Consider the following 20,119-nt stretch of genomic DNA (forward strand, 5'->3'; position numbering starts at 1 on the left):
TCGCACAAGAAATCATGGCGATTACGAGCCCAATCCGACGCTAGTTCTCAATGTGTTGGCCGACTGGTTCTGCGGTAGTGTGGTCAGGATTCATTAGGACTGACCGGATGTTGTCCAGTTGTTGAAGGAGTACCGGATGTCTACAGGTCTGACCTCTGCTGGCGCCGTCCAGTGGGTCGGTGGTAGCTGGGTGGCTGTGGTCACCCCCCGTGGTGTGATGCTGCTGCCACCAACCGCAGACGATGCCGTAGTCACCGACCTGTGGGAGCTGCTGCGGGCTGAGGGCACCTCAATGGTGGACCTGATGGACGCCCTGCTCAGCAGCTCAGGTGGTCACATTGGTTCCCTGCCCGAGTTTGCAGCCGTCTTGTCGGGCGAGGCTGAGGTCATGCACGTCATGGTGCGTGGCCGCCCGGTGATCTTTGTTGACGGCACGAAGCTGAACTGCGACGGCGTCGAGACCTGGTACGAGACCACCCTTGAATCGGGCCAGGACATCCGGGTGATCGCTCCTGAGGAGCTGCACGGACGCACCCGCCCCGTCGTCGACGCGATCGTCTCCGCCGCTGCCCTGTTGCTGGGTGGTGGGAAGATCGACGACGGCATCATCCCCAAGGCACCAGAGCCAGTGGCGTTGGCCGCTGAGGCTAAGGAGTCTGCCGAGGCGGAACACGTCGAGGTGGCTGACAAGGCTGGCGCTGCGGAGCCGCTGGCGAAGGACGAGTTCCTTGACGCTCCGGTGCCCGCCCCGGCACTGGTGGAGGAGCACGTGCCGGTCGCTGATGAGACCATCATGGCGCCCCAGATCAGCCTCGACGAAGAACCTGAGGCCACCGAGGTGGCCGAGGAGACCAGCGCAGTCTCCGCTCACAGCGCTGCCGACGTTGAGCCCGTCGAGGCTGCCCTCTCCGGTGAGCAGATTGACGAGGTTGACGAGCTGAGCGCGCGGGCCGCTGATGCTGAGCAGAGCGCAGCTGAGGCCGAGGCTTCCGCCGAGTCCAGCCCCTCCGCCGAGTCCCCCAAGTCCGCTGCCTCTGCCGATGAGGCAGCGGTGTCCGCCCACTCCGCTGACGAAGCTGAGGACAAGGCGGAGGAGACTGACGAGGCTGACAAGCCTGAGGTGGCTTCCCCCGCCGACGCTCAGGCTCCTGCAGCGGACGAGCCGGAGGACCAGGTAGAAGCCCCCAAGGCTGATGCTGACGAGGCCGACCGGGCTGAAGACCTTGCTGCAGTTGAGACCCCTGAGGTTGACGCCGTTGTTGCAGAGGCAGTTGAGACTGACAAGCCCACCCGTGGCCGGGGTCGCTTTGGCAAGCGCGTGAAGGCTGCCGCCGCTGCAGCCGCCGCCCTCGTCGCGCATGAGTCCGCAGAGGCCGAGGCAGCAGAGGAGGCTGAGGACCTCGCCGAGTTTGCCGCGGGCAAGGATGAGGCGGAGGCTCCCGCCGCCAAAGCGGAAGAGACCCAGGCTGACGCCGAGCATGACGCTGAGGAGTCCGACGCCGTCGAGGCCGCTGAGCCCACGGAGGCAGAGGCATCTGCGGAGGCCGTCGAGGACGAGCCTGCCGCCGAGCTGGCCGAGGAGGCTGCTGCCTTCTCCAAGGACCAGACCCCCAACGCGCAGTTCCCCGACGAAGAGATCGAGTACGAGTTCGAACTCGAACCCGGCATGAACGTCGTGGACGACTTTGATGAGGGTGAGGTGCGCGTCGTCACCCCCACCGCCCCGGCAGCCCAAGCTGAGGAACCTCAGGACGAGGAATCCGAGGAGCCCCAGGCAGCTGACGAGGACAGCGAGGCCGTCTCCTCCACAATCATTTCCCACACGGTGGACCAGGACCTCCCGCAGGCCCTGCTCGCGGAGCTCGACGCCGAGTTCGGCGTTGACCTGGGTGCCCCCAGCACTGACGAGCTCTACGAAGACCGCTACGTGCTGGCTTGCCCCTGCCCCAAGGGCCACGCCAACCCCACAAGCCGCAGCAAGTGCCGCGTCTGTGGTGAGGACCTAGTCCTACCCGCACAGCGCATGGTCTGCCCCGCCCTGGGCACCGTCACCATGTCCTCCGGTGAGGTCATCTCCCTGGACCGTGACCTGGTGGTCGGCCGCCAGCCTGACGTGACCTCCTTCGCGATGGGCGACGTGCCGCCGCTCGCCGTCGTGGTGCCCAGCCCGGAGCGCCTCATCTCCCGCAACCACGTGCACATCATGCTCGAGGAGTGGGCGGTGCTGGTCGAGGACCTGGCCACCCGCAACGGCACCATCCTGTGTCGCGACGGCGAAGACCCGGTGCGCATGGCTCCTGGCACCTCAGTGCTGATCCGCAACGGTGACGAGCTTGTGCTTGGCGACGGTCAATCCTTGGTCTTCGAGGATCTTCCGTGACCAAGCCTAAGGCAGAAGCCAGCGTTCCCCCGGGGATTGCTGGCTTCACCTACCTCCGGGAGATCGGAACCGGAGGGTCTGCGCACGTATACTTATACGAGCAGCAGATGCCTAGGCGGCAGGTCGCCGTCAAAGTCCTAGATGCTGGCGGCAACAGCGGTGCAAAAGCCCGCATTGAGTCCGAGGCCAACCTTATGGCCCGCGTCTCCACCCACCCCGCGATTCTGACAATCAACGAGGTGGGGGAGACCTCCGATGGCCGCCCCTTCCTGGTGATGGAGTACTGCCCCCCACCAGCTCTTAGCGCCATCATCGAAAAGGATCCACTTAGCGTCGCTGAGGCCCTGAATATCACCATTCAGATCGCTGGCGCCGTCGAGACCGCGCACCGCGCAGGCATCGTCCACCGCGACATCAAGCCCGCGAATATCCTCTTCACGAGCTATGGCCGCCCGGTGCTCTCAGACTTCGGCATCTCTGCGCTCTCAGACCCCGATGGCGACTCTGAGCTGCGCGGTATGAGCGTGCCCTGGGCGCCACCCGAGCAGCTGCTCGGCTCCCGTGTACCGGTGCCCGCCAGTGACATCTACTCTCTGGGTGCCACCGCCTACGCCATGCTCACCTGCCGCAGCCCCTACGAGGTGGTCGGTGGTGACAACGGCGTCTACGAGTTGTCACGACGCATCGTGAAGGCCCCACTGCCACAGATCGTGCGGGAAGACGTCCCGCCGTCGCTACAGCGCGTACTGGCAACGGCTATGGCCAAGAAGCCAGACAACCGTTACCCCAATGCCTTGGCCTTCGCGCGCGCCTTGCAGCAGGTGGAGAGCGAACTCAGCCTGCCGATCACCACGATCGACGTGCTACGCGCCTCCACTTCCGCTGAGGCCCAGGCGGCCAAGGAAGATGACACTGCGGATGACACCGACGGCGGCACCACCCGCTTTGGCGTCTACGACGTAATCGACGTCGATTCCAACAGCAAACCACGTACAGACACTCACCGGGATGCCCCGGAGGATTCCACCCGCCACGAGGGCTACGAGATCGTAGAGCACGATTCACCTGGCGATTTGCGTCTTCCTGGTCTCCGCCGCCTAGGCGTCATATTGGGAGTTTCTGCCGCAGTGGTGGCTTTGGGTGCCGGAGTGTTCTTGCTCAACGAGCGGGGTGCCTCCAAGACAGGGCGCACCAACTCCAACCTGTCCACCATTGCCCCCGGACCGGGCGGTGCGGTGGGCAATAACGTGCCCTCACCGCGCTCGCTCAAAGGCAGCCTGGGAGCAGACGGACGGGTGACATTCACTTGGAGCCCACCAACTGACTCCTGGGAGGGCAGCTACCTTTACGGCGTTGATCGGCCCGGTGAGCAGCCTGGACTGCTGCAGGCTAACCAGACCCAGGCAGTGGTGGATGCTGAGCCTGTACGCACCTGCCTGGAGGTCCGGGCGGTCCAGCCCAATGGCAAAGCCTCCCAGCCGGTTACGGCCTGCGTGGACACTGCGGCGCAGGGGACTGCCCCCAGTTCTGACAAGCAGCGAAACGGCAGTAGCTTCTAGAGACACTAACAACACGCGAAAGCGCCCGGTTCCTTGGCCTGAAGCCAATAAACCGGGCGCTTTTGTCGCAGTGGCTGCTTGCGGTAGCCGCTTTCAGCGCTGGACGCGGTAGGCGGTCTGACCGAGCAACACCACGCCACCCTCGTGCACCATCACAGCGACGTCGGTAGGAATACGGCGAGCTTTGCCCGCACGCACCACCCGAGTGCCGTTGCTAGAGCCCAGGTCAGTAACCAAGATGCCGTGTTCGGTGGGCATCATGGCCGCGTGGGTCTTGGATACGGAAGGTGCAGAGTCGCCCAGGGCGACCAGCTTGGCCTCCGGGTAGCGGGAGGTGTTCAGCGGGGCCCGGCCAATAATCGTAGGTCCGGAAATGTGGATCGCCTTGCTTGCGTTGGTGAAGGGCATCAGGCGCATGACGGGTTCCGAGCGGTCGTCAACGAAGGCCGGGGCGGGGCCTTCGGTGCCAGCGGGGAAACCATCCTCTGTGGAATCCGTCGAGGTGGACTCCTCGGAGATGGCGTCGTCGTCATTGAGCAGGGCTTCCGCGAAGTAGCTGTCCAGCGACTCTCCTTCGGGCACCTCAATCATCGGCTCATCCGTGGTCTGACCATCCACCAGGTTGGCGTCAATCAAGGTGTCATCGACGACCTCTGAAGCCGAGGCCGGGCTCGTGGACTCCTTAGGCTGAGGCTCCGGGCTAACCGGGTCTTCGGCATCAAAGGTGGCAATGCTCGGGCCGGAGGAGGCACTGGCGGCGGCCTTGGCGGCGCGAGCGGCTGCCCGGCGAGCGAAGACCTCCTGGACCAGTTCGTAGTGGTCATCGTGCTCCGACGGCGAAGGCGCCGATCGGGGAGCCCCGATCAGTTCCTTGACTGGCGGAACGACGCCGAAGGAAGAGGATTCGTCGGCGTCCAACTCCTCCTGCGCACTCACAGCCACGAAACCGTTCTCAGCGGCAGCGTCACTCACAGTGTTGAAGGGCTTGAACTCGTTCAACTTGGCTGAGCCCTTGGAAACTGGGGGCACGACCGCCTGGGCCTGGGAGGCGGCATCGCTCTGCTCAGATGCGGCCTCGGCAGCCTCGGCTTCAGCCTCAGTGGGTTCGGTCGGCTCTGCTGTGGCCAGAATGCTCTGGGCCACCTGCTCGAACTCAGCCTCCGCGTCTGCGCGCCTTGGAACACTTGCGAGTTCGGGCTTTGGCGAGGACGAGTCCTCCTCCGCTGCTTCCTGGGCGGCATCAGCGTCGATAGCGGGTGTTTCGGGGCTGGGGGCACTCTCTGGCTCGTCGGCGGTGTGCTCAGCCCGCTCCGCGACTGGCTTCTTCGGGCTGGTGGCCGGAGCCTCAGGCGCAGATTTCACCTTGGCTGCAGTTTTGTGCTGCGGCTCCGGGGAGGAGACGTTTTCAGGCTCAGGCACCGGTGCGGTCTCAACCGCGTCCTGCGGCTCGGCAGCAGGCTCCAGTGCGGCCTTCGGCTCCTCCACTGGCTCTGGCGCCAGCTCGGCTGCAGCCTCCACCACAGGCGCAGGCTCAGAAACCGCCGCAGACTCGCCTACAGGTTCGGGGGCCGCTACTGGTTTTGGCGCAGTAACGGGCAAGACCTCAGTGGCATCATCTGCCTCTGCCTCAGGTGCCGCCTGCGTCATGGGCTCTGGGTCAACCTCCGGCTTCGCCTCGACCTCCGGCGCTACTGCCGCAACTGGCTCAAAGGCAGGAGCCGATACCGACTCCAGCCCCGGCTTGAGTTCAGCAGCCGTCTCCGGCTCGGTGACGGGCAGAATCTCGGTGGCAGCCTCAGCCTCCGGCGTCGTCTCAGGTGTCGGCTTCGCCTGGGCTGCAGGCGCCAGTTCCAGCTCAGGCGCCACTTCGGCTACCGGCTCCGGTCGGGGCGCCGTCGTCAACGACTCCAGCACCGTCCCCGATGCGGCAGCAACAGAAGCAAAAACCGGTGCCTCGCTCTCGACCTTAGCCTGCTCTGCGCTGCTCACCTGAGCGCTGCGGCTCGACTCATACACCGAGCGGCTCACCGGCGTCTCACTTACGCCCACCTGCTCCAGGTCCTCCGCGTCAGCTCGGTAAAGCTCCTCCGGCACCTCCTCCAGAGTGCCCCTAGACAGCAGGGAGGTCTCGTCGAAGTCCTCCAGCTCGTCAGCTAGCGGGTCCTTGGTGCTCACGGCGATCAGACCAGAAATACGGTCATGCCAACCGCGCAGGTTCTTGTCCTTGGACGCAGAGCTCAAAAGCAGCAGGGAACCGAAACCAAGCGTAGGGACGATCGTAATAAGCACCAGGTCAGCGTGGAAGAACATGCCGATCCCGGGCCGGTTGTCAGTGCGGGCGTCAACCCAACGCACACCGGCGATGCGTCCACCCACGCTGTAGCCGGTGAGAGTCAGATCTGCTTCCCGGAGCAGCAAAATTACCGCCAGGATTGCGCCCAGCAGTGCCAGGTTGGGACGATCCATCACTAGAATTGACACGCCCATCAGTGCCACGGCCAGGATGCTTATAAGGACGGCGTCGATGATGACAGCCCGGGCGCGCGCACCTGTGGTGGCAGGTATCCGCAAGGGGTTGACCATGGTCTCGTCTGTTACGCTCAAGAGCGTCATCGTGGGTATCTCCTGGAAGTACGGCGACCACGAGAAACGCGGCCAGCCGGATGGACTAGGGACGCCAACGAGACCCGTGCCAGGGCACGTTGGAACCGGCTTCTACAGAAGCCCATCGCAGGAATACTAGCCTCCACAGCGCGCCAAACGCCGGTAGCATCGTCATCTGCGGGGTCAGCCTCACTGAATACGGACTTGTCTACATCCCGCGAGAGCTTGAGCAGACCCGCATCGGGGAAGCTGGAATCCAGATCAGTGGCCGTCTCGTGCCGCGTACGGCCACCCACACTCTGCACGCCCAGGTCTCGGGCGCGGTCCAAAACCTCGTCCCAGGCGCCCTCCACCCGGTCAATTGCGGAGCGCAGCCGCTGCCGTCGCCGTCGCCGCCAGGCCTTAAGGCAGACGATCAGCGCGAAAGGCAACAGCAGGGCCAGCACACCGCCCGCAATGCCTAGCGCCAGGTAAGAGCGAGGCTGTTCAGGCTCGTCGTCATCGTTGGGCTTCTGCTCGTCTTGATAGTTAGGCGGCAGCTCGGCTGGATCCTGCGGAGCCAAAGGCGGCTGCAGCGCCTGTGGCAGCGGATTGGAAACTCTTTCCTCAGTCTGCTGCTGCGGCAGATTGTCGCGATCGGGGGTGACGTCAAAAGGTACCCACCCCACGCCCTTAAAGGGGATCTCCACCCAGGCGGTCACATCGGTGCCGGTGACCTGTGTGGCATCGCCGTCGATTGCGGGATCAAAGCCCATGATCACGCGCGCCGGGATGCCCAGAGAGCGGCACATCAGCATCATGAGCACGGAGTACTGTTCCGCGTCACCGATCAGGGCGCCGTTTTCCACCATGGTGCTCAGCCGGGCTGCTCCGTGACCAGGGGTGGATGGGCTCTTGGTGCCGTCCGAGTAGTAGCCGGTTCGCAGCGCCTGCTGCAGAGCCCTGATCTTGCCCAGGTCCGTGGCCTCAGAACCGATCAGCGTGGCCGCACGCGTAGCGATGACCACCGGGACGTCGGCCACCTTGCCGGGGGCGTCCTTGTCCAATTCCAAGGTGCTGAGCGTGGCGTCGCTAGGCACCTGGTTAGGAACCACCTCTTCGGTAAACACATCGCCAGTGGCGGTGCTGGCAGTGGTCAGCAGGGTTCCTGAAAGTGCGTCGAAGTACAGCGTCCCACGCAAGTCATGCTGACGCGGTCCGGTGACCCAGGTGGAACGCACATCGCGGACGGTGGGAACCCAGGCGAAGTTGTAACCAGTTACCTCCAGAGACACGGTCCGCACAGCATCCCGGTCAAGGTCGTTGAGCAGGGTGCCATCGCCCACCGGCCTGAAACGGGCCACGCCCGTGGCGTCCTCACCGATGGAGGCCACAGTCCCATCGTAGGAATCCAAGGCCGCGATCCGCAGCCGCACCCCTGCAGGCGCTTCCCTGAGCTTGAGCAGCTCGGTATCCACCATCTCTGTTTCCAGCAGCCGCACCAGAGACAAAGGCGTCGCATACTGCGCCAGATCGAGCGGCGGGGTGAAGCGGTCACGCAGCAGCATGCGCGCTCCAGGAACTGCCGGGTTCACGGCCATCGCAATGGCCATCGCTGCGGCCACCACCGCGACCCCCATGAGGCCAGAGCGACGGTCCGTGCGCGCTGCGCCGTCGTCGCCAATCTCCATGGCCTCCGCAATTGAGCCACGGCTACGGCGTCGGGCGTGCATCGCCCAAAGCAGCAGCAGCGCCGCAGCCAAGGGCGGGCAGGTCAAAGCCGGCAGGAAAGGCGCGCGCGTGCCCCACAGCAGAGCCACAAAGGGCATCACTAGGCAGGCCAAGCCGCCCAAGTGCGCGTAGCCAGACAGCACCAGCCGGGTGGCAAGTACCCCGGTCAGCAGGCCGGTCAGCCAAGGCAACACGGTCATCCCCGTGAAGGCCGTGAGCGGAGGCGACAGCGTCAGCGCGTCACGCCACACGCTCAAGGAAGAGGTAGCCACCGCGGTGATCGCGCTTAGGCCCTCCCCGACGTCAGGCAGGATCCACGGAGCCAGACCCAGGTGCACCGCCACCACTGCAAGCAAGGTGGCCAGTGGACCCCAACGTCTGGCGCTGCTGATCCAGCCGATAGCCAAGCCGATAACGGCCCCCACCCCAGCTGCGACAGGACCGATCACGCCACCCCACGCAGGAGCAAAGTGGACCGTGCCCAGGAGCAGTGCCAGCAGCACCATTCCAAGGTCCAGGAAGGTCATGAAGGAGAGCGCTGAAGGGATGCGCTCGCGGGTTTGAGTGGTCATGCGGGCACCATCGCTCGTATCGCGCGCGGCAATTCCTGGAGCTCGTGCACATCCACCACCGGCAGCTGCCCAATATGGGAGCGGCTGAGGGATTTGGCGCCACACTGCACAGCAAAGGAGGTAATTGCTAGCGGCATAGTGCGGTGGGCCTTGCCCAGCACCGCGGCTTCAGTGGCTTGCCCGGTGACGATTGCCAGCACGGACAGGGCGGGGAAAGCACGGATTGCTTGGCCTGCTAGGTCATCCAGACCGATCTCACTGGTGGCCTCTACCAGGCAGGAGGCGTCTAGCAGCCGCTGGGGGGTGGCCGTTGGCAGCGGGCCGTTTTGGGTCAGCACGTGAACCTCTCGGTTGGAGGCCAGGGCATCCAAAGCCAAGGAGCAGGCGGAGGAAACCGCAGTCTCAAAGTCATCTTCCGTGGCGTAGTCCTCTGAGCGGGTGGACAGCAGCACTACCAGACTGGCGCGACGCGTTTCTTCAAACTGACGCACCATGAGGCGGCCGGTGCGGGCGGTGGAGCGCCAGTGGACGTTGCGGCGGTCATCGCCGGGAATGTAGTCGCGCAGGGCGTGGAAGGAGACGTCAGAGGAGGACAGTTCTTGGGTGACGGCGCCCTCTACGTCTCGCATGGTGCCGTTGAGTTGGATGCCCAGGTGGACTGTGCGCGGATAAATATGAACGCTCTGTGGCCGGGTGCGCAGTCGCTCGTGGCGCATCAAACCCAGGGGGTCCTGGTCAGCCGTGAGCACGGGGCCGACGTCGACGACGCCACGTCTCTTGGTGGGCAGGATGAAGCCGCGCTGATTGGTGGCCTCAGGTACCAGCGCTGGCACCACGAATACGGCCTGACCCTTGCCTACCCGCATCTCCATCCGGGTGGGCATAAGCAGCCGGTGGGTGGGGTTCTTGACTGTCACATGGATGACTGCCCGGTCTCCCACCTGCATGCGAGGCTCCAGCAGCTCGTGCTCCACCTGGTGCCCTCCCTGTGGGATCAGCCAGACCAGGCAGGTCGCAAAGACGATGCCCGGGACCATGGCGAGCACTGCGGCTTCTCTCCAGCCCAGGAAGAACGTACCTATAAGCGCCAAGGCCAACAGCGCCAACACGGTCCAACCAGCCGGCATGATGACCTTGGCAACCTTCAGCACCTGCAACAGGAAGGCACGCAGACGCTCAGACCAGGTGGGCACGGCAACCGCCAGCGGCAGCGTGCTGCGCGTCGTGCTGGTGGTTGAGAGCGTGGTGTGCGGATTAGTGGAAGTCGTCATCTGGTTCCGTGTTGAACAGGTGGGTGGTAATCCTTGGCGGCGGTTAGGAGCTGTGGTTTAGGAGCGTGACGTTGGTGCGGCCACGGCGGCGAGCGCCTGGTTGACCACTTCCTGGGCGGTGGCACCACTGAATTCGGCGTCGGGGTCCATAACCAGGCGGTGCGCCCAAACCACCACAGCCAGGTCCTTGACGTCGTCGGGTAGCACGTAGGAGCGTCCCTGCGCAGCGGCCCAAACCTTGACGGCCCGAGTCATGGCGATTGCACCACGGGTGGAGACTCCCAGACGGGTGGACTCCGAGTCTCGGGTGGATTCAGCTAGGGCGCCGATGTAGTCCAGCACGGCGGTACCTACGTGGTTCTCCGCTGCCAGGTCACACATGGTGGTGACCTGCGCGCTGGAGACCACCGGGGAGAGGGTCTTAGAACGGTCCGGGGCGGCTGAACCCGCCAGGATTTCCGTTAGGGCGCTGCGCTCGGGGTAGCCGATGGAGGTTTTCATTAAGAAGCGGTCCAACTGGGCTTCGGGGAGCTTGTAAGTACCGGCCTGCTCCACCGGGTTCTGCGTAGCGATCACCATGAACGGCCGGCCCGCCTCATGGCGCACCCCATCGACGGTCACCTTGGACTCCTCCATGACCTCCAGCAGCGCTGACTGGGTCTTAGGCGAAGCCCGGTTAATCTCATCAGCCAACACAATGGAGGCAAACACCGGACCGGGGTGGAAGTCCCAAGAGCCGGTCTTTTGGTCATAAATGGTCACACCCGTGATGTCGGAGGGCAGCAGGTCGGGGGTGAACTGGATACGCGAATGGGTGCCTTGCACGGTGGCTGCTAAAGCGCGGGCCAGGGCGGTTTTACCGGTGCCGGGGGCGTCTTCCAACAGCAGGTGGCCTTCAGCCAGCATGGTGGTCAGCGCCAAGCGGATAATGTCCGTCTTGCCCAGCAACGCCAAACCAACATTGTCAACAATACGGGAGAAGCTGGACGCGAATTCAGTCGCGTTCTCCTGGGTCATTGCCATATGGGGCGGTTCTCCTTGAATGGGTTATGCCTTGGTTCTCAAAGGAACCAGGACGCTTACAGGTCAGTCTTGGCGGGCGGTGGCCCAGAGGCCTTTCCGGCTGGAAGGTCTAGGCGGGTATGCCAGCGTGTGGGCTCCTGCGTGCAGGAGTGAGCGAAGGCCTCATGGTCATTCCTATGGCAGCCTGACGTAACTGCACGGCCGCCCGTAGGGCACCGAGCGGATTGCACAGATACCGAAGGTTGGGTGCTGCCGGGTCAAGGTCCTTTGCAATGTTCCTGTGGGGGTGGAGGCGATTTGGACGCCAGTGTCGTAGTCGAGGACTTCGTAGACGACGCCGTGGGTGTGAGGCCAGGTAACGTCCCATTTGCAAGTGGCGGTGTTGCCGTCCAGAGTGCACTTGGCCCAAGGGGTGTCGTTCTGCGGAGGCGGAGCCGCAATCTGGCCGATGCCGCAGGACTGGTTAGTACCCAGCTGGTTGGCGGTGCGTACGCAGACCTCTAAGCTGCCAGACTCTTTCAAGAATTCCTTCTTGGTGCTGCCGGTGGCGTTGGAGCTGATGGCTTCTCCGTTGGCGGTCACGCTGTAAGTGGTGGGCAAGCCGGTATCCGTATCGGCGCTCCAGGTGCAGACGATGCTGCGATCCTGGGTGCTGCAGCTGACTTGTCCCTTGCGGGGCGTGGTAACCGGTATGGCGGGGGAGGACCAGCTGGAGGGCTGTGACCGGGTGCCGTCAACTCCCACTGCGCGCGCCCGCAACACATAGCTTCTGCCGTTGGTCAGGCCAGTAAAGACCCCACCACCTGCGGGCACCGGCCAGGGGTTGCCCGTGGCACCAACCTGCGCCATCTCGTACTCGATGGAGAGCTCAGCTGCACTCCAACCCTTGCCAGAGACCGGGGTGGAGGCGGTTGCCAGCTGGAGCTGGCCGCTTACCTGATTCGAGTTGAGCGCCGGCACGGTGGGAGCCATCGGCACGGTGGAGTGGGCCACAGACCAAGGCTCGGAACTGACGGAACCGGCGGCGTTGGTGGCCGTCACCGTGAAGGTGTAGGTACCCCGGTCGGAGGCGTTAACGCGCAGGGAGGTACGGGAGCTGGTGTCGTAGGTGGCGGGGCCACCTGGCCCAGAGACGGCAACCGAGTAGGTGACCGGTGAGCCGTTGGGAGCTGCCGCAGCCCACTGGAGATCAATCTGATCATTGGAGTTGAAGGCCCCATAAGGGGTGCCCGGCTTACCGGGGGCGGAATAGGCGGTGGCGGAAGCCGACGACGCAGAAACTGCGGATTTCTGGCCGTTGGGATCGTTCGGGATCGCCATGACGGTGGCGTGGTAAGGCACACCAACCTTGATCTGATCGGAGGAGAAGGTGGCCGAGGTGGAGGCGGTCGGCACCGATACGGGGTTCGCTCCGGTCACCTCCGGGCTCAAGGTGACCTGGTAGGTCACGCCGCCGGGGATGGCGGGCACCGCCGTCCAGGACACCGTGAGGGTGCCATTGCCACCAACCAGACTGGGGGCAGCGGGCGTCTGCGGCCGCAAGGTTAGGTTTATCGCAGCGGAGGGCGCAGAGGGGGCCGAGTCGCCGGCTGCGCTGTGCGCCACCACTCGGAAGGAGTAGCTGCCGCCCGCACGCAGACCACTGGCCAAGCAGGGTGAACTGTTGCAGTTCCAGGAGCCAGCCCCACCGACCTCGGTGACCGTGTAACCGGTCACCGCGCTGCCGTTGTCACCGGCAGCAGCCCAAGACACCAGCGCGGAGGAACTCGAATTGGCCGAGGCCTGTACTCCTGTGGGGGCGGAGGGTACGCCAGTTACCGCCACCACAATGGTGCCGGAGGCTGTGCGGTTGGGCTTCTGCGGGTCATCGGTAACTCGGAAAGACACCACGATGCGGCCGTGGAAGCCGGCGTCGGGGCTGATGGTCACAGAGTTGCCGGAGGCCGAGGCACTGCCCTGACCGGAGGTAACTGCCGGGGAACCTACCAAGGCGATCTGCGGGTTGGGCAGGGTGGTGGAGACCAAACTGCTGACATCCACGGACACCGGGCGGCCATTAGATTCCAGGGAAGTGGACAGGGCCGTGGGCAGGGGCTGGTTGTCTTCCTCCGTTACCGCCCGCAGTGGCAGTGAGCCCGTGACCGGATTGGACTTGCCGTCAGAGACAGTCACGGACAGGGTGCCCTGAGTGTCATTGGCAGTGCCCTGGGGGGAGGAGATCGTTACCTGTGAGCCCGCCTGGGATACGGTGAAGCCGGTCGGGGCAGCACCAATGGTGTAGGTCATGGCGGCCAGGTCACCAGCGTCATTGTCGCGAGTCATGGCGGCCAGGTCAGCGCTTACAGATGGTCCGCCCGCAGTTACTGTCACTTGCGTGGGGGTGAAGACCGGTGGCGTGTTGGTGGAAGAGTCCACCACCACAGGGATCGTCAAGGTGGAGTGCAAAGGGTTGGCGGCGGCGCCGTCGGTAACCTCAAAGGTCACTGAGGTGGTGCCGGAGAAGCCAGCCTCCGGCACCAAATGCAGGGCCGTGTTGCCGTCCTGCGCGGTTGCGGAAGACAGGCCCGGGGTCACCCGGGGGCTGGTGCCTTCAACCAGGGTGGGGCTGGTGCCGGAACGGGTAATCACATGCCCGGCCAGCTGTACATCACTGGGTTGGTCCTGGGTGATATGCACCGGCACGGTGGCTGGGTCGATGCGCGGTGGGGTGGAGGACTTGCCTGGCACCTGGATAACTGCATTGCCAGACAGGCCATCTTGGTCCGTGATCGTGTAGAGCACCAGATGCGGCTGGTCCTGCATGGTCACCCGCACATCAGTGCCTACTACGGCGGCGGTCGGGTCATTAGTGGAGACGCTCAGAGCCCACGGACTGCCGTCGTCATCTCGGTCATTGTCCAGCACCGGGACCATGATGGTGCCATTGGCTTCCGCCTTATCGACCTGGGCATAGTCGTCGACGCCGATGGGCGCGAGCAGCGGGGCGGCGTTAAGCGCCTGGAAAGTGACGGTGCCGGTGTCCGAGCCACCACGGGAGTCGGTGACGGTGTACCGCAGCGTGTGGACGCCTTCCTGATCCGGCAGGGTGACTACCACGCGCCCAGCCCGCACCCCTACCTTGAGGGCGGGGTCGTCACTGACGGGGTCTTCTGCCAGGGTCAGGGCGTCGCCGTCGCCGTCAATGTCATTGGAGATCACGTCCACGGCTATGGTGCGGCCCGGTTTGGCGGTGACGACGTCGTCAACGGCCACCGGAGCGGAGTTGGTGGTGGCGGCGGGAGCAATGCCCACGCGCACCGTGCCGGTGGCTTTGGCACCGTAGCGATCCTCCACCGTGTAGGTGAAGGTGTCCGTGCCAGTGACGCTGGCGGCGGGCGTGTAGGTGATCCAGGTGGACTCCACTTGGGCGGCCCCCAGTTTGGGGGTCTGGTCTAGGCCCTTGAGGGTTACCGAGTCGCCGTCGGGATCGATGCCGTCTAGGGTCACCGGAATGCGGAGCTCTTGGCCAGCCACGGTCTGGGCCTCAATGGATTCCGCATGCGGGGGCGCGTTAGTTTCCGCTGTGGTGGCGCGCACTTCCAGGTTTACTGTGCCGGTGGCGCGCTGGCCGTGGTCGTCGGTGACGGTGTAGGTCAGGGTGGTGGGGCCGGGGGTGGCACCAGCCTTAAAGCGCAGGGTCTTGTCACTGATCCAGGCGGTGCCCAGGGACTCCCCGACGGTGTTGACCTCAGAGGCCAGTTTGATGGGCAGGCGGGAGGGCGAGTAGTCGTTCTTCAGCACCGGAATGGTGATGATGTCCCCGGCGCCAACAATTGCGGTATCGCCCTGGGCTACGGGTGGCTGCGTGTCGTCCTGGGCAGCGCGGACCACAGCCACAGTGCCGGTGGCGGTGGAGGTGCCGTTGGAAACGTTGTAAGTAATCGTCAGGTTGTCTGGCACCTGGTCCGTAGAGTTCACCTGCAGATAGGCGTGGTCCACGACCGTCGCGGTGATCCCAGGGGTGGCGGGCAGGGAAATATCCTGCAGCACTAGCACGCCTCCGGCTGGATCGAAGTCGTTGGCCAGGGGCGCCACGGTCACGGAGCCGCCATTGCGCAGCAGAGCGGTGTCGTTCTCCACCACCGGCGGCACGCTCGGGTCAGACTTCTCCACCACGTCAATGCGGATCACTGAGGTGGCTAGAGCAGCGCCACCGATAGCCCCATAGTCCAGGTAGTAGGTCTGAGGGACATCAGAGGAGAAGGTGAAGGTGCCGGCGCGGCGGTCCAAGTCGATCTTGGTGCCAGCTGGGGCTTCCTGCAGCTGCGCCAGCTTGAGCGGCTCACCCGTGGGGGAGATGTCATTGGCCAGCGGGGAGACGGTGATGGTGGAGCCTGCCACCACGCGCACGTGGTCGGCATTGACAATGGGGCTGACCTGGTCGGTGGGGATTACCTCCACGAAAACCGTGCCCGCAGTGGTCTCGCGGCCGTCAGAAACCAGCAGTTCAATGCGGCGGGTGCCGGGGCCTGCGCCGGTGTCCCGCACGGTGATGGTGCCCTCCTGAGTGGTTTGCACCTCGACGTCGGTGCCGGAGGCTGAGGCTAGGAAGACGGGGTCACCGTCGGGGTCCTGCCAATCACCCAGCACATAAGCGGAAATCGTGCCCCCCTGCGCCATGGACAGGCTCTGCTGTTCCTTGCCGGGGGTGGGGGCACTGTTGACGTTCCAGTCGTGGACGGTCACGGTGGCGACGGCGGAGTCTGCCTGCCCGCGCCCGTCTGAGGCCGTGTAGGGGATGGCCGTGGAACCGGTGGCGTTGGCTGGGACGTTGATCTGCAGGGTGCGGCCCGACTGGCCGGCGGTGACAGTGCCCAGGTTGCCGGTGTATCCGGAGGTGGCGGTGAGGATGTCACCGTCAGTGTCGACGTCGTTGGCCAGGACGTTTAGCACGGTGGAGCGTCCTGGGCGCACCCCGAAGTTGTCGTCGTAGGCCGTGGGGGCGTGGTTCTCCTGGGTGCGGTCCGGCTTGGTCTTCTTGGACTGGGTGGTTTTGGCGGATTTGTCTTGCCGGTCTGCGTTGTCATCTGCCTGGGCGGTGGCGTCCACCCACTTGTCCACTAGGACTAGGTTGTCCTCGGGCAGCCAGACATTGCCTTTGATGGTGTCGTTCAGGACGATTGCGTCCCGGTTGACGCGGAAGACCGGATTCTGGGCAGAGGCCAGATTGGAATCAGTTTTGACTTCCGGGGCTTCACCGGCGCACTGGCGGATGAACTGCCCGGAGGAGCTCCAGGCACCGTAGGTGCAGCCACGCAGGAGGACTGGCTGGGCGGCAACGCCTTGGGCGCCGGAGAGCTGGTCTTGGGGGACGACGTCGCTGGGTGCACCACCCTCCAAGGGGACGGTGAGCAGGCCGGTGCGGCTGGCTACTAGCACGGTAGAAGACGCTGGACCAGGCTGCTGCAGCACAAAGCCACCGCTACCTAGCTCGGTCTTGGCACCGCCGGGTAGGTGGAGCACGCCGGTGCCGGTTTCCAGCACTACCGGCTGGTCACCGACGACGGTGATAGCCAGGTCCCCGCCCGCGGGCAGCTCCAACTGCTGGCGTTTGGGTTCTTTCCAACCCTGGCTGGCAACCGCCACGGTGGCTAGTTCCCCGGAGCTGGAGACGGCGTAAACCGAACCATCCTGGCCGATCGTGGCCGCTACGTTGGGGAGTTTCTCCAGCAGTGGGCGCATAGAGGGCAGGGCGCCCAGCTCGCTGGTGCGTGTGCCGCGAACCGTGCCTTCCTCCGGGTCGTAGGCGATTACGCGGTTGCCGCCCTGGGCGACCTTGGCGGTGGGGGAGAGGTTGGTGGGGGAGGTGAACTCCACCAAGGCTGGGTCTACGGAGGCTACGGAGGCGGCGTCGGCATCGTGTACTAGGACTTCGGAGGCCACCTGGGTGACGTCAAAGTGTGAGGAGGCGGTGCGCACCGAGGAGTCGATCTGCCGGGAGGGGTAGTTGACTCGTCCCACCAGGTGCTGTGCGGCGGAGGTGACCCAGACCCCGCCGTCGTTGAGTTCAAGATCGGTTTGGGAGACGCCTGGGTAAGCCCAGGCCGCTCCGGCAAAAGCCAGGGTGACTGCGGTGGCGGTCAGGGCTGAGACCCTACGACGCGCGCGGTTGCTGATACGCGCAAATGGGTTCGACGGCACGGATTTCCCCCCAAGATCCTGACAAACGAGACTCGCACGGCGCTGGGTGATTCAGGGAGCGCCCAGGCCTTCACTGTGCTATGGAGAGTACCTGGCCTTACTGTTGATAGGGATTTCAGGTCTGTCTCAAAACGCTTGCAGGCTGGGGCCTGTGGGTCTTAGGGGTGGGCAGGGGCGCTGGGGTCTTCGCGAAGGCTGGGTTTTGCTTCTAGGGCCCGCAATCCGTTCCAGGCCAGGTTAACCATGTGGGAGGCGACGTCCTCCTTGCTCATCGCCGGGTTCTCGATCCACCATTGCGAGGGCATTACTACGATTCCGACTAGCATCTGCGCATACAGCGGGGCGGTCCGCGGGTCCAAACCATGGGATTGAAACTGGGAGGCGAGGATCCCGGAGACCTGGATCGCCACGTCCGCCAACAAGGTCGAATACGTGCCGTTGCCCCGATCGTTGCCAGAGGACAAGATCCGGAAGCCATCGGGAGAGTCCTCGATATATCCCAGCAGTGCCAGGGCTGCGCGCTCCACAATCAAGGAGGCGGAGGTGGAGGAGGACAGGGCCGCCGTGATCGTCGAGTAAATCGTGGTCAGCTCGCGGTCCACGATGACGGCGTACAGCCCCTCCTTGCCACCAAAGTGCTCGTATACAACCGGCTTAGATACCTTGGCGCGTTGCGCGATCTCCTCAATGGCAGCCGCCTCAAAACCCTTCTCCGCGAAAAGCGTGCGGGCCACATCGATTAACTGCTCACGCCGCTCGCTGGCACTCATGCGGGTGCGTTTACTTGGCTGTTTGGCCCGCTGGGAAGGCTTGGAACGCATGCTCTCTATCATGCCGCCTGACCCTGGCGAGGGCAGCAGGCTCCGCGCGCGAGATAGGCGCAAACGACGGCCGCCGTCGGAAGCGCCAAGGCTCCGACGGCGGCCGCAGGGCTGTGTTAGGCCTCAGGAGACCACGAAGGGCGCCTGCGCTGCAGGCACCACCGGCACGTTGTCTACGACGCCGAAGCCCGGCAGCATCAGGGTCACGGTGCTGGTTGAGGCGACCATCGGGAAGACCAGGTAGGTCTCTTTTGCCGTCGCCTGCGCGGAAGTCGCCCGGACATAAGGCGGAGAGGCCACCGGAGCCTCCGCTTGGCCCTGCTCCACCCCCAGCAGGCGCGCATCCTTGCTTAGGGAGCCGTTGGTGCCGAGCATGCCCACGGCCTCCAACTCAGAGGCAGCGGTCTTGCCTGAAGTCACCCGCACCACGGTCTGCTGCCCGAAGACAGCCGCCGGGCCCACAACCACCAGCTTTGGGTTCTGGGCGACGCTCTGGTAGGTGGTGGCCGCTGCGGCCGACGGCGTCGGGCCGACCACCATGAGGGTCGCGGCACCACCAGCTAGCAGTCCAAAACTGCGCCGACTCACGCCTGAGCTTGGGGCTTCCATCGCCTTGTCAAGAGCCTTGCTCATCTCAGCACCATCCCATCGATCTTGGCGCACATGACTCCCACTGCGCCCATCTCAAAGCTGCGGTCAATGGCCTTCTGATCCGGGCAGATGTGACCAACCAGAGGTTTGCCGTAGCTCCGGGCGATCTCCCACACCTTCTTGTCGGCGTACCACGGCACACCGACCAAGTCCCAGTAAGGCGCCCAGGTGGCGCCACGGCCATCAAGAATCTCCTCGGGGTACATGAAGCCCCAGCACTTGAAGCCAGCATTGCGCCAAATCGTGGCCAGCCAGGTGGCATCGCCGTAGTACTTCATGATCGTGCGCTTGGGGTCCAGCAAAGGCAGGTACAGCTGGTGGCGCGTGGGGGAGTACTTCGGGTCCACAAATAAGACCTTGTCATTGCCGAAGGCCGTGAGCAGGGTCTGCAACTTGATTAGGGGCTGCCCGAAAGTGCGGTACTTCTGGGCCTCCGCCGCAGTCATCTGCGTGATCGGCGTGTCCGGGGCGGAGGAGTCCACCCGCTTGAGGGTCTGATCGTGCAGGCCCAGCATCACGTCGTCCTTGGTGATGGAGAAGCTGAACTCCAGGGCGGAGACCTTCCGGCGGGCGGACTCGGTGTAAGCCCGCAAGCTCATCTCCGGCCAGTCTGCAGAACCGCCGCGGTGCGCAATCATCCAGCGTTTGCGGGCCAGCAGGGACTCCACCGTCTCCGGCGTGGTGCTGCGCAGTGGTGAGGCGGTGGGGGTTATGGCCGTGCCGTCAGGATTAGCTACAGCCACATCGACGTTTGGACCCGCGGGCTCCAAGCCAATCGTGGCCCAGATGACGGTGGCTCCAGCCTTCCCCTGCTTAACGGTGCCGCTTGTGTTATTGAGCACAGCGCGCAGGGAGGACCAGGCGAGTTCCTTGGAAGCCTCGCCAGCCCAGATCACTTGGCCATTGCTGACGGTGAACTCGTCGAGTGGGTTCCAACGCGAGGCGTGCTGCTGGGTGATGACCAGACCTGGACCGACCTGGGTGGGCGGGTTCTTGACCCAGCCCTCGGTGATCGGCTCCGCACCCTCAGCTACCCCGCTGATAGCCAGTAGTAGGCCGTTCTGGCGTGCTGCATAGGTGTCAACCTCGCCCCACCAGTGGTCTAGGCGCACCTTGGTGGTCTGGGTGGCTCGGGTCCAGGCGATGAAGCCCGAACGACCTGCGGTTGCAGGGCCATCTGCATAGACGTGCTGCCAGCCAGCGGGCACGGTCTTCCTGCCGACTGTGCCCCACTGTGAGGAGAGCACGAACAGCAGGACATCGCCCTTCTGCGCGGTTACTTCTAGAGAGGTCCCTTTGCCGGATCTTGCGGTGGCATGGGACTGTTCGCGGACCTTTATCATGTGGG

At 64.5% G+C, this 20,119-nt stretch carries 10 protein-coding genes; 2 read left to right on the top strand and 8 right to left on the bottom strand.

What is annotated here, in order from left to right; translation table 11 throughout:
- Positions 1–136 precede the first annotated feature (136 nt).
- Together DR039_RS03820 and DR039_RS03825 are read left to right on the top strand one after the other, a co-directional pair.
- Positions 137–2,380 carry an FHA domain-containing protein gene (locus DR039_RS03820; RefSeq protein ID WP_111836098.1) on the top strand — a complete coding sequence of 748 codons (2,244 nt, stop codon included), beginning with the start codon at positions 137–139 and terminating at the stop codon, positions 2,378–2,380.
- On the top strand, positions 2,377–3,939 hold the full coding sequence (locus DR039_RS03825; RefSeq protein WP_111836099.1) for a serine/threonine-protein kinase: 1,563 nt from the start codon (positions 2,377–2,379) through the stop codon (positions 3,937–3,939). Before DR039_RS03820 ends, DR039_RS03825 begins: the two co-directional genes overlap by 4 nt.
- Before the next feature lie 93 nt (positions 3,940–4,032).
- Here the strand turns inward: DR039_RS03825 and DR039_RS03830 are convergent, their stop codons facing one another.
- The 8 genes from DR039_RS03830 to DR039_RS03865 all read right to left on the bottom strand — a co-directional run bounded on the left by DR039_RS03830 (position 4,033) and on the right by DR039_RS03865 (position 20,114).
- Positions 4,033–6,543: an RDD family protein gene (locus tag DR039_RS03830; RefSeq protein WP_170166840.1), complete on the bottom strand. Its 2,511-nt coding sequence runs from the start codon at positions 6,541–6,543 to the stop codon at positions 4,033–4,035.
- Between the two features lie 5 nt (positions 6,544–6,548).
- The gene (locus DR039_RS03835) at positions 6,549–8,825 is read right to left on the bottom strand and encodes a transglutaminase-like domain-containing protein (RefSeq protein ID WP_111836101.1); all 2,277 of its coding nucleotides are present in this window, start codon (positions 8,823–8,825) and stop codon (positions 6,549–6,551) included.
- Positions 8,822–10,096 carry a DUF58 domain-containing protein gene (locus DR039_RS03840; protein ID WP_229116781.1) on the bottom strand — a complete coding sequence of 425 codons (1,275 nt, stop codon included), beginning with the start codon at positions 10,094–10,096 and terminating at the stop codon, positions 8,822–8,824. Before DR039_RS03840 ends, DR039_RS03835 begins: the two co-directional genes overlap by 4 nt.
- 57 nt (positions 10,097–10,153) lie before the next feature.
- The gene (locus DR039_RS03845; RefSeq protein WP_111836102.1) at positions 10,154–11,119 is read right to left on the bottom strand and encodes an AAA family ATPase; all 966 of its coding nucleotides are present in this window, start codon (positions 11,117–11,119) and stop codon (positions 10,154–10,156) included.
- A gap of 174 nt (positions 11,120–11,293) precedes the next feature.
- Positions 11,294–17,299 (bottom strand): fibronectin type III domain-containing protein, encoded by a 6,006-nt coding sequence (locus tag DR039_RS03850; protein WP_111836103.1) that lies wholly within the window; start codon positions 17,297–17,299, stop codon positions 11,294–11,296.
- A gap of 158 nt (positions 17,300–17,457) precedes the next feature.
- On the bottom strand, positions 17,458–18,120 hold the full coding sequence (locus DR039_RS03855; RefSeq protein WP_111836104.1) for a TetR/AcrR family transcriptional regulator: 663 nt from the start codon (positions 18,118–18,120) through the stop codon (positions 17,458–17,460).
- 123 nt (positions 18,121–18,243) lie between these two features.
- Complete coding sequence (locus DR039_RS03860; protein WP_111836105.1) at positions 18,244–18,753, bottom strand: hypothetical protein; 510 nt, start codon at positions 18,751–18,753, stop codon at positions 18,244–18,246.
- Positions 18,750–20,114 (bottom strand): glycerophosphodiester phosphodiesterase, encoded by a 1,365-nt coding sequence (locus DR039_RS03865; protein ID WP_111836106.1) that lies wholly within the window; start codon positions 20,112–20,114, stop codon positions 18,750–18,752. The genes DR039_RS03860 and DR039_RS03865 overlap by 4 nt, the downstream gene beginning before the upstream one ends.
- Positions 20,115–20,119 lie beyond the last annotated feature (5 nt).

It is taken from the genome of Actinomyces bovis (assembly GCF_900444995.1).
GTDB lineage: Bacteria > Actinomycetota > Actinomycetes > Actinomycetales > Actinomycetaceae > Actinomyces > Actinomyces bovis.